The sequence below is a fragment of the Geodermatophilus ruber genome (genome assembly GCF_900114385.1).
Classification (GTDB): Bacteria; Actinomycetota; Actinomycetes; order Mycobacteriales; family Geodermatophilaceae; genus Geodermatophilus; species Geodermatophilus ruber.
The window spans coordinates 151546-161654 of record NZ_FOSW01000013.1; the positions used below are offsets into that span (position 1 = coordinate 151546).

Below are 10109 nucleotides of genomic sequence, written 5' to 3' on the forward strand. Positions count from 1 at the left end.
CGCACCCACATCCTCGAGGTCGGGAGAGCCATGTCCGAGAGCCCCGCCACGGCCGCCTACCGCGCCGCCCGCGACCAGCTGCTGGCGCTGCGCGGTGACCACGCGAAGGCGGTCGCCGAGTTCCGCTGGCCGACCGTCGACGGCCCGTTCAACTGGGCGGTGGACTGGTTCGACGCCTACGCCCGCGGCAACGACGGCACCGCGCTGCACATCGTCGAGGAGGACGGCCGGTCGGCCCGGTACGGCTTCGACACGATGGTGCGGCGCTCCGACCAGGTGGCCGCGTGGCTGCGGGCGCAGGGGGTGGGCAAGGGCGACCGCGTCGTCCTCATGCTCGGCAACCAGGTCGAGCTGTGGGAGGCGATGCTCGCGGTGATGAAGCTCGGCGCGGTCATCATGCCGACGACGACCGCGCTCGGGCCGGCCGACCTGGTCGACCGCATCCACCGCGGCGGCGCGCGGCACGTCATCGTCAACGCCGCCGACGCCGGCAAGTTCGCGACCGTCCCCGGCGACTACACGAGGATCGCCGTCGGCGAGGCCCCGGAGGGCTGGCGCGCCTACGCGGAGTCGCACCAGGCGGACGACGCCCCGCCCGGCTCCCCGGGCACGGTGGCCACCGACCCGGTGCTGCTCTACTTCACCAGCGGCACGACCAGCCGGCCCAAGCTGGTCGAGCACACCCAGGTGAGCTACCCGGTCGGCCACCTGTCGACGATGTTCTGGCTGGGCCTGCAGCCCGGCGACGTGCACCTCAACATCAGCTCGCCCGGCTGGGCCAAGCACGCGTGGAGCTGCTTCTTCGCCCCGTGGATCGCCGAGGCCACGGTCTACCTCTACAACTACACGCGCTTCGACCCCGCCGCCCTGCTCGGCCGGATCCGCGCGGACGGCATCACCACCTTCTGCGCCCCGCCGACCGTCTGGCGGATGCTCATCAAGGCCGACCTCTCCGGCGGGCCCGGGTCGATCCGCGAGGCCGTCGCCGCCGGCGAGCCGCTCAACCCCGAGGTCATCGAGCAGGTACGGGCCCGGTGGGGGCTCACCCTGCGCGACGGCTACGGCCAGACCGAGACGACGGCGGCCGTGGGCAACACCCCCGGCTCGGTCGTCAAGCCCGGCTCGATGGGCCGGCCGCTGCCCGGCGTCCCGGTGGTGCTGGTCGACCCGGTGAGCGGGCAGCCCGCCGACGAGGGCGAGATCTGCCTGGACCTCGGCGCCCGCCCGCTCAACCTGATGACCGGCTACCAGGGCGATCCCGAGCGCGACGCCGAGGCGATGGCCGGCGGCTACTACCACACCGGGGACGTCGCGAGCCGGGACGCCGAGGGCTACATCACCTACATCGGCCGGACCGACGACGTCTTCAAGGCCAGCGACTACAAGATCAGCCCGTTCGAGCTGGAGAGCGTGCTCATCGAGCACCCGGCGGTCACCGAGGCCGCCGTCGTCCCGGTGCCGGACCCGGTGCGGGCCGCGATCCCCAAGGCCTACATCGCCCTCGCGCCCGGGCACGAGCCCAGCCGGGAGACCGCCCTGTCGATCCTGCGGCACGCCCGGGAGAACCTCGCGCCGTACCAGCGGGTCCGCAGGATCGAGTTCGCCGAGCTGCCGAAGACGATCAGCGGCAAGATCCGCCGGGTCGAGCTGCGCCAGCGGGAGGAGCAGCTCGCGCCCTCCGGCGGCTCGCCGACCGAGTACGGCGACACCGACTTCCCCGAGCTGCGCGGCTGACGGCTCACCCTCCCTAGGGCCGGGTGATGATCACCGCGGCCGCCGGTTCGGGGGCGGCCCGGTCCTGACGGCACTAGCCTCTCGTCCTCAGCGGGTGGCCCGCGGCCGGCGAGACGGTGCCGGAGGTCGGAAGGTGGGGTGCCCGGCATGCGGAGGCTGCTCGTCGTGCTGAATCGGTCCGCAGGATCAGGCGATGACCCCGCGGTGGAGGCGGCGCTGGGCGCCCTGCGCCGGGATGCCGATGTGACCGTGCTCATGACCGCCGACGAGACCGAGTTGGTCGAGGCGGTGGCCGCCCGCGGGGATCGCCGGCTGGTCGTCATCGGCGGGGACGGCTCCCTGCACGCAGCGGTCCGTGCGCTCGACCGCGCCGGCGGATTGGGGCCGGACGAGCCGGTCGGCCTCATCCCCGCCGGCACCGGGAACGACTTCGCCCGGGCCCTCGGGCTGCCGCTGGACCCCGTCGAGGGCGCCGGGGTGGTCCTCGCCGGCCGCCCGCGTCCGGTCGATCTGCTGCGCGACGACGCGGGCGGTACGGTCGTCAACGCCGTCCACGCCGGCGTCGGGGCCCGCGCCGGCGCCGAGGCGACGCGGTTCAAGAGCCGGCTCGGCACGGCGGCCTTCCCGCTCGGCGCGGCCATCGCGGGGGTGACGAGCTCGGGTGCCCCGCTGCGGGTCGAGGTCGACGGCCACGTCGTCGTCCACGAGGCCGGGGGCTGGCGGGCCGACGGCAGCACCGACGTCCTGATGCTCGCCGTCTGCAACGGGCCGACGATCGCGGGAGGCACGCCCCTGGCCCCCGGCGCGCTCGTCGACGACGGGCTGGCCGACGTGGTGGTGTGCGCCGCCACGGGCCCGGTGGCCCGGGCCGCGTTCGCGGCCGCGCTGCTCGCCGGGTCGCACGTCGACCGGGACGACGTCCTCGTGACGCGTGGCCGGCAGGTGACCTTCAGCGGCCCTCCGGTCGAGGTGATCGCCGACGGGGAACTGCAGGAGCCCGTCGGGTCGCGGACGTGGCGGGTCGAGCAGCACGCCTGGTCGGTGCTCGTCCCATCCTGACGCGCCGCGTGCGGTGCCCCTCAGTCCTCGGCCAGCCAGACGGCGCTGTCGGGGGGCAGGGCGACGCTGCCGCCCGAGGAGGGCACGTGCTCGGCGGAGGCCAGCAGAACGGTGCCTCGCGAGCGGACCAGGACCGTCCCGGACCCCATGTTCACCACGCACCGGACGGTCCGTCCCTCGCCGGTGCAGCGCACGGTGAGGACGTCGCCGCGCCTGCTCACCGTCGCGGCACCGGAGCCGAGCGCCGGGTGCTCCGCCCGTAGCGCCAGCGCCCTGCGGTACAGGTGCAGCATCGAGCCGCCGTCCCGGGTCTGGCGGGAGACGGCGGAGCGCGGCCAGCCGGCGGGGATGGGCAGCCAGGGCTCGGCCGCTCCGCGCGGGGAGAAGCCCACGCCGGCCGAGGCGTTCCACGGCATCGGGACGCGGCAGCCGTCGCGACCGGCGCGGGCGCCTGCGCTGCGGAAGAAGATCGGGTCCCGCTTGGCCTCGTCGGGCACCTCCGCCTGCGGGAGCCCGAGCTCGTCGCCGGCGTACACGTAGGCGGAGCCGGGGAGCGCCAGCAGGAGCAGGGCGGCGGCGCGGGCCCGGGCGGCGCCCACCGCCCCGCCGCCGAACCGGGTCACCAGGCGGTCCTTGTCGTGGTTGCCCAGCACCCAGGACACCGGGGCCTGGACCCGCCCGAAGGCGTCCAGCGCGGTCCGGACGCCGTCGGCGAAGGCCTCCGCGGACCACGGGGACTTGAGCAGCCGGAAGGAGAACGACTGGTGCATCTCGTCGGGTCGCGAGTACAGGGCCACCTGCTCGAGGTCGGCCAGGCACACCTCGCCGACCAGCATGGTGTCCGGGTACTCGTCGCAGATCGACCGCCAGCGGCGCCAGACGTCGTGCACCTCGGGCTGGTTCCAGGTCATCGCCTGCTCCGGGCCGTGCCCGAAGAGGGTGGGGGAGTAGGCGCCGGGGTTGTCCCGCAGCCCGGCGTCCTTGAACAAGCCGTAGGCGACGTCGACGCGGAAGCCGCTGACCCCGCGGTCGAGCCAGAAGCGCAGGGTCTTCTCGAAATCGGCGGCCACGGCGGGGTCGCGCCAGTTCAGGTCGGGCTGCTCGGGGGCGAACAGATGCAGGTACCAGCGGCCGTCCGGGGTGCGCGACCACGCCGGCCCGCCGAACAGCGACTGCCAGTTGTTCGGCGGCTCCTCCGACGGGGGCGCGAAGTGGTAGCGCATGGCCTCGGGGGAGTCCGGGTCGGCGAGCGCCGCCCGGAACCAGGGGTGCTGGTCCGAGGTGTGGTTCGGGACGACGTCGAGCAGAACCCGCAGGCCGAGCCGGCGGGCATCGGCGACCAGGGCCTCGAGGTCGGCCACGTCGCCGTAGTCCGGGTCGACGGCCCGGTAGTCGATGACGTCGTAGCCGCCGTCCGCGCCGCCCGAGGGGTAGTGCGGGTTGATCCACAGGGCATCGACGCCGAGCCACGTCAGATAGGGCAGCCGTGCGCGCAGGCCGGTCAGGTCGCCGATGCCGTCGCCGTTGCCGTCCGCGAACGACCGCAGGTACACCTGGTAGACCACCGCGGACCGCCACCAGGGCGACGGCGACTGCGAGGCCGGGCGGGGCTGCTCCATCGCAGACCGCGCCGTGACGAGCCGAGCGGGCATGCGACAACCATCGGCGTCCTGCCCCTGTCAGCTGGGTAGCGGACGCCATGAACTACGCCGACGACTCTGTCGGATGTTGACAACCGTGAGAAGCCGGACGCGGAGATGGGCTGGTGGCGGAGGTCAGAGCGGCTCGCGGTCGGTCTGCCGGAGAAGTCCGATCATCTCCTCGACCCGCTCGGCCGGGACCAGCAGGACGTTGTCGAGGGGGCGGTTGCTCCGGAAGAGGTGGTCGACGGTCCACTCCCGCGCGTCCCGCCGCAGGCACCGGTAGTCCCAGTCGCGGAGCAGGGGAGCGGTTGTCTCCGTCGGGCGGGTTTCCCGGCGGTCGTAGTAGACCGCGTTCCATTCGGCGAGGGCGACCGGCCGGTCGGACCGGAAGGTGCGGTCGGCTCCGGCGAGGAACCGGTCCTCGGAGCCCTCGAGGTCCGACTTGATCACCGAGACGGAGGGCCGCCCCAGGTCGTCCAGCACCTCGTCCAGCGGCTGAGCCGGCACCTCCAGGTGATCCCACTGCGCGTCGCTGCCGTCATCGATCAGGACCGCCGCATTGCCGGTCATCGCCCCCGCCGCGAAGTCCTCGCGCAGGGTCAGGGTCACGCGGCCAGGTGCATCGGAGAGCGCCACCCGGCGGATGTCGGCGTGCGCCTCGACCCCGTTCAGCCGCAGGTTCTCGGCGAGCCGGAGCGCATTGGCGGGCACCGGCTCCGCCGCGACCACGCGGCTGCCCGCGGCAGCGGCTTCCAGCGCCAGCGGCACGGTCCACAGGCCGATGTTCGCGCCGGCGTCCACCGCGACGCCGGGCCGGCGACGCACCACGGCACGGGCCACCCGGATCCGCCGGTCGTCGAACTCGCCGGTGTAGTAGGTGAACCACTCGGTTCCGGACCGCAGGTCCACGATCAGCCGGTGCCCCGCGCGCATGTCGGCCACCACGAGAGGCCCGCCGCCCAGTGCCATCAGCGCCCGGTTGACCGGCGCGATCCTTCGCGAGTGAGTGCGCAGTCGCCTCGGCAGCCGCCGCCACAGAGGCGGCACGGCACGAAGCAGCGTGGCGGCCACGGCGTGCAGAGGTTCGGGCGGTGACCGGTCCTCGCGCACCGGGAAGGTCATGTTCGCGTCCGACCTCGCCTCGTCGGCGGCTCATCCGGTTCCTGCGCCCTGACTCGGGACCAACCTAGCCCCCCGATTCCTCCGTCGCGGATTGTCACGGATGCATAACGCCCGCTAGTTTGGCCGGGTCCGGTCGGTGGTCACGTCCCCATCAGGGGAGTCCGGGCGGACGCCGCCGAGTCGCCCGCGACCTTCCGAGGACGCAGGCGAGCCGGGGACCCACCGCAGTACTGGGGTGAATCCCGCTCCCGGGCGCACCGCCCGGCGCAGGTAGGGCCGCTTCCCGCCCGAACCCGTCAGCTAACCCGGTAGGCGGCCAGCGGAAGAACGGAGAGCCGTCCGATGGCGCGCCCCAGCCCTCACGCACGACCCCGCCCGCCCCGGCACCGTCCTCCGCGGGTGTGCCCGCGCACCTGACCGCCCGCGGCCGTCCCTGACCGCCGCCCCCGGGCCCACCGCTCCCGAGCACCCCTGCTCGACCGGCTCTCCGCCGCTTCCCTGGTGTGCCCGGCGGCCCCGCGCTCCTGGCCGGCCGCAGCCCTCGCCGCGCGCACACCCTCGCAGCCCGACCGCCCCACCCCCCGGGGCGCTGCTGCGCTCGTACCCCTCGGAGCGCCTCCCCATGGATCGCCCCCGCACCTTCGCCGGCCGTGCCCGCGCGCACCGCCGTCCACTCTCCGCACCCCGCCGTCCTGGGCTCTACCTGGGCGTGGCCGCCGCCGGTGCCGTCCTCGCCAACGTCCTCGTCGTCCCGGAACCGGGCGCGCAGGCCGAGGCCGGCACGGCGGAGCCGGTCAGCGTCGCCCAGCAGCTCGGGTTGACCGCCTCCTCCGGGCCGGCCACCGCGCCACCGGACCTGCAGCCGCTCGTGGACCTCGCGGCCAGCCGCAGCAGCCGCGAGGCCGAGCAGGTCGCCGCGCAGCAGGCGCAGGCCGCCGCCGACCGGGCCGAGCTCGACCGGCAGCAGGCCGAGGCCGGGGCCCGTGCCGCCGCCGAGGCCGCCGCAGCGGCCGAGGCCGCCGCCCGGGAGGCCGAGGTGGCCGCCGCGGCGCCCGCGGCGGCGCCGGCCGGGGCCGCGCTCATCACCAACAGCGCCGGGCCCGTGCACCGGGTCGTGCAGGCGGCCGCCGACGCGGTCGTCGCCAACGTCCCGGGGGCCGGCTCGATCACCCTCGGCGGCACCCGCGGCAGCGCGGCCGACTCGGGCGGCCACCCGTCCGGGCTGGCGCTGGACTACATGGTCATGTCCGACGCCGCCCTGGGCGACGCGATCGTCGCGTACCACCTCGCACACTGGGACGCGCTGGGCGTGGACTACATCATCTGGGAGCAGCGGATGCTCTCCTCGCCGGGTGGCGCCTGGCAGCAGATGGAGGACCGCGGGGGCGCGACGGCCAACCACATGGACCACCCGCACGTGAACTACCGGGCGGGCTGACCCCGCCCGGCGAGCAGCTGTTCGACCTGCAGCGACCGGCGCAGGGTCACCGGGCGCCCGGCCCGCTCGGCGGCGTCGAGGTGGTCGAGCAGCAGCTCGAGGCCGCGCATGGACAGCGAGGTCACCGAGCCGGCGTCGACGACGTCGACCGGCGCGGGCTCCCGCCCGTACCGCCGCAGGAAGGAGTCGACGGCCGCGTCGTCGACCGTGCCGGCCAGGCACAGCACCCGTCCGCCGGCGGTGTTGAGCAGGCGCACGATGCCGCGCCTCGTCGCTGGTCGGTCAGCGGGCAGCACGCTCACCGGTCCGGTGTTCCCCGTGCCGTGGGGGATCTACCGAGGGCCACGACCGAATGCCCTGTTCCCCGGGTGACCGGATCCGGTGGGGCGGCTAGACATTCGGCTGCCCGGTCGAGGCGCTGGTCCCGCCGTCCACCGGGAGCACCGCGCCGGTGACGTAGCGGGCGGCGTCGCTGGCCAGGAACAGCACAGGGGGCGCGACGTCCTCCGGCCGGCCGGGGCGGCCCAGGGCGATCCGGTTGACGAACGGCGCCAGCGACTGCTCATCCCGCCCGACACCTTCGGTCAGCTCGGTCAGCGTGAACGCCGGGGACACGACGTTGAGCCGCACCCCGCGCCGACCCCAGTCCAGGGCCAGGGAGCGGACGAAGTTGGTGATCGCCGCCTTGGTGGCGTTGTAGGCCGCCTGGTTCCAGTCGCCCCGGTCGCCGGAGACCGAGGAGACGGCGACCAGGTTGCCGCCGGAGTCGGCCAGGTGCGGCAGGACGGACCGGGCCAGGTGGAAGAAGGCATCCACGTTCGTGGCCCGCAGCCGCTCCCACGCCTCGTCGGTCAGCTCGGTGATGGGCCCGGTCGCGTAGTCGGCCGCGTTGCTGACGACGACGTCGAGCCGGCCGAACCGGTCGAGCACCTGCCGCACCAGGCCGGCCACCTGGGCGCCGTCGGACACGTCGGCGGGGATCGCCGCGGTGCGCTCGCCCGGATACCCCTCCAGCGCCTGCTCGAGGCGGTTCTTGCGGCGGCCGGTGATCGCGACCGTGGCGCCGGCCCCGAGGAAGGCCCGGGTGATGGCCAGGCCGATGCCGCTGCCGCCGCCGGTGACCAGAACGACCGAGTCGGTGAAGTCGAAGCTCGCACGGTTCATGCCGGGCCTGTGCCCCGCTCCGCGGCCCGCCACGCGGTGTGCGGGGTGCAGCCCGGGTCGCCCCCGAACCGGCGGAGACGCTCCCTGCTGATCCCGTCCAGCAGGGAGTTCCGTTCGGGCTGGACGGTGGCGTCCCAGGCTCCTCGTTCAGAGGCCCGTGCCGCGGGAGGGTGGGGGGTGGCGGTTCCGCTGCGCGGCGAGACAGCAGGCGCCCAGCCTGCGCCGCAGGGCCTGCGGACGTCGTCGTAGGCATTCCGGAATCCCCGGGGGGCCGGTAGCTTCGGCAGCCGCGCCGCCAGGGCCTCGGCGGTCTGAGCCATCGGAGCGCATGTCGCCGTGTCCATGCCGATCCCGCGCCGGCCGTCCGGCCAGGACGTCCGCCTCATCTCTCCCGCGGCAGCGCTGCCGGACGGGCTCGACGTGGCCGCCTTGGCGTTCGACGCCGCCCCCGTGGCGCTGGTCGTCACGACGCTCGACGGGCAGTGCCTGCGGGTGAACCAGGCGATGTGCGACCTGGTGGGCCACCCCGCCGACCGGTTGCTGGGCGCGACGTACCACACCCTCACCCACCCCGAGGACCTCCACCTGGACCACGAGGCGGTCGCCGTCCTCATGGCCGGGGCCACCCGGGGCCCGTCGATCGAGAAGCGGCTCCGCCACGCCGACGGGCAGCTGATCTGGGTGCGGGTCACCGCGACGCTGCTCCGCGACGCCGGTGGGGCGCCGATCGGCGCGGTCGTCGCCGCTGAAGACATCGCCGAGCACCGGTCGCGGCACGCGGAGCTGTCCCGCCTGGCGATGCACGACCCGCTGACCGGGATCCGCAACCGGGCGCTGCTCGACCACGACATCGACCGGGTGCTGCGCGCCCGCGACCGGGACGGCGGGGTGGTGGCCGTCTTCTACCTCGACGTCGACGACTTCAAGCAGATCAACGACGTGCACGGCCACGACGCCGGTGACCTGGCGCTCGTCGTGCTCAGCACCCGGATGCGGGACGCCCTGCGCGAGGAGGACACCGTGGCCCGGGTCGGCGGGGACGAGTTCGTGCTCGCGGCGCACCTCCCGACCGCCGCCGACGCCCGGGAGCTGTGCAACCGGGTGGAGTGGCTCTGCAGCGAGCCGGTGGCGCTGCGCGGGCGGACCCTGTCGGTCCGGGTCAGCGCCGGGCTGGCTCTCATCGACGCCACCGGGTGCACGGCGGCCCAGGCGCTGGCCTCCGCCGACGCCGCGATGTACGCCGCCAAGCGGAACCGCAAGGACGCCGCCGCGCCGTGAGCGGCCGCCACGTTCGGGGGACGCGGGCGGGGGAGGCGCCCGCGCGTCGCCGAAGTCGTGCAGAATGGGTGCCGTAGGGGAGTACCCCTCCGCGGAGCGTCGTCAGTACGGCTTGGAATCAGGCCCGGCGCGACCGGCCTGGCGCCGTCCAGGTGGGGGAGACCTGCCGACCCTGTGTTGGAGGCCTCCGCCGTGAGCACCGTTGATCTTTCGCCCGCCGCCGCCCCTGCCGCTGCCCCCCTCGGGCCCGAGGGCTGGGTGACGCCGACCTGGGAGCAGGTCGTGCGGGAGCACTCCGCCCGGGTCTACCGGCTGGCCTACCGGCTGTCGGGCAACGCCCAGGACGCCGAGGACCTCACCCAGGAGACCTTCATCCGGGTGTTCCGCTCGCTGGCCGACTTCCGGCCCGGCACGTTCGAGGGCTGGCTGCACCGGATCACGACCAACCTGTTCCTGGACATGGTCCGGCGCCGGCAGCGGATCCGGTTCGACGCGCTGCCCGAGGACACCGAGCGGCTGCCCGGCACCGCGCCCAGCCCCGAGCAGGTCTACGCCGACACCCACCTGGACCCGCAGGTGCAGGCGGCCCTCGACGCCCTCTCGCCGGAGTTCCGCGTGGCGGTGGTCCTCTGCGACATCGAGGGGCTGACCTACGAGGAGATCGCGGCCAC

General features: G+C 74.7%; 9 protein-coding genes and 1 riboswitch. Of the genes, 5 read left to right on the top strand and 4 right to left on the bottom strand.

Annotated elements, in window-relative coordinates:
• Nucleotides 1-30 precede the first annotated feature (30 nt).
• Both BMZ50_RS18850 and BMZ50_RS18855 read left to right on the top strand, forming a co-directional pair.
• On the top strand, nucleotides 31-1734 hold the full coding sequence (locus BMZ50_RS18850; RefSeq protein ID WP_091328053.1) for an AMP-binding protein: 1704 nt from the start codon (nucleotides 31-33) through the stop codon (nucleotides 1732-1734).
• 147 nt (nucleotides 1735-1881) lie between these two features.
• The gene (locus BMZ50_RS18855) at nucleotides 1882-2793 is read left to right on the top strand and encodes a diacylglycerol/lipid kinase family protein (protein WP_091328119.1); all 912 of its coding nucleotides are present in this window, start codon (nucleotides 1882-1884) and stop codon (nucleotides 2791-2793) included.
• Nucleotides 2794-2813: 20 nt separating this feature from the next.
• Here the strand turns inward: BMZ50_RS18855 and BMZ50_RS18860 are convergent, their stop codons facing one another.
• Nucleotides 2814-4445: a glycoside hydrolase family 13 protein gene (locus BMZ50_RS18860; protein ID WP_091328056.1), complete on the bottom strand. Its 1632-nt coding sequence runs from the start codon at nucleotides 4443-4445 to the stop codon at nucleotides 2814-2816.
• Between the two features lie 123 nt (nucleotides 4446-4568).
• Nucleotides 4569-5558: an FkbM family methyltransferase gene (locus tag BMZ50_RS18865; RefSeq protein WP_091328059.1), complete on the bottom strand. Its 990-nt coding sequence runs from the start codon at nucleotides 5556-5558 to the stop codon at nucleotides 4569-4571.
• Nucleotides 5559-5731: 173 nt separating this feature from the next.
• Nucleotides 5732-5873: riboswitch (cyclic di-AMP (ydaO/yuaA leader) on the top strand.
• Between the two features lie 307 nt (nucleotides 5874-6180).
• Between BMZ50_RS18865 and BMZ50_RS18870 the strand changes: the two genes are divergently transcribed.
• A complete protein-coding gene (locus BMZ50_RS18870; RefSeq protein ID WP_245753731.1) occupies nucleotides 6181-6996 on the top strand; it encodes a VldE C-terminal domain-containing protein in 816 nt (271 codons plus the stop codon).
• Here BMZ50_RS18870 and BMZ50_RS18875 read toward each other — a convergent pair.
• Together BMZ50_RS18875 and budC are read right to left on the bottom strand one after the other, a co-directional pair.
• Nucleotides 6981-7253: a hypothetical protein gene (locus BMZ50_RS18875; RefSeq protein ID WP_245753732.1), complete on the bottom strand. Its 273-nt coding sequence runs from the start codon at nucleotides 7251-7253 to the stop codon at nucleotides 6981-6983. The genes BMZ50_RS18870 and BMZ50_RS18875 overlap by 16 nt on opposite strands.
• Nucleotides 7254-7386: 133 nt before the next feature.
• Nucleotides 7387-8160 (bottom strand): meso-2,3-butanediol dehydrogenase, encoded by a 774-nt coding sequence (gene budC / locus BMZ50_RS18880; RefSeq protein WP_091328064.1) that lies wholly within the window; start codon nucleotides 8158-8160, stop codon nucleotides 7387-7389.
• Between the two features lie 342 nt (nucleotides 8161-8502).
• Between budC and BMZ50_RS18885 the strand changes: the two genes are divergently transcribed.
• Both BMZ50_RS18885 and sigE read left to right on the top strand, forming a co-directional pair.
• Nucleotides 8503-9438 (top strand): GGDEF domain-containing protein, encoded by a 936-nt coding sequence (locus BMZ50_RS18885; protein WP_245753736.1) that lies wholly within the window; start codon nucleotides 8503-8505, stop codon nucleotides 9436-9438.
• A 192-nt stretch (nucleotides 9439-9630) separates the two neighbouring features.
• Nucleotides 9631-10109, top strand: a 479-nt coding sequence (sigE, locus tag BMZ50_RS18890) for an RNA polymerase sigma factor SigE (RefSeq protein ID WP_245753733.1), incomplete at its 3' end; no start/stop codon positions are given.